The organism is Listeria sp. SHR_NRA_18 (assembly GCF_003856515.1).
Lineage (GTDB): Bacteria > Bacillota > Bacilli > Lactobacillales > Listeriaceae > Listeria_A > Listeria_A newyorkensis.
On sequence record NZ_QPKR01000111.1, the window covers coordinates 1 to 384 of the forward strand.

At 58.1% G+C, this 384-nt stretch carries 1 protein-coding gene; it reads left to right on the forward strand.

The annotated features are described in order from the left end of the window. On the forward strand, positions 1–322 hold a 322-nt coding region (gene bcsD / locus DUK53_RS17380; protein WP_236637339.1), incomplete at its 5' end, for a cellulose biosynthesis protein BcsD. Positions 323–384: the final 62 nt, after the last annotated feature.

Genomic DNA, 384 nt, shown 5'->3' on the forward strand with positions numbered 1-384 from the left:
GAAGAAGCTGCCATTGCCGGAGGCGGAAACGGTGGGAGAGTTGGAGGATGCTCTCAATGCCTTACTACGTCAGTTTGACTGGGGCAGGGTGCAGATTGAGGCGAATGGCGAACAGATGATCCTGACCCATTATGCCTACCCGCACAGTGCCGATCCGGCCAACGAGGACGTCTGGGCACTCTCTTTTGCCACGGTGCTTGAGGGGGCCTATGACACCTGGCTGCTGGCTCAGGGCGGTGAGCCGCATGTTTCCCTGCGCTGGCGCAGCCCGGCCAAAGATAACACCCTGGTCTTTTGCTACAGAAACGAGCAACGCAGGTAAACATGATGACGAAAAGCAGGTTTGGTAGGCTCCGCGTACTCCTGCTTTGGCTGGGGTTGGTG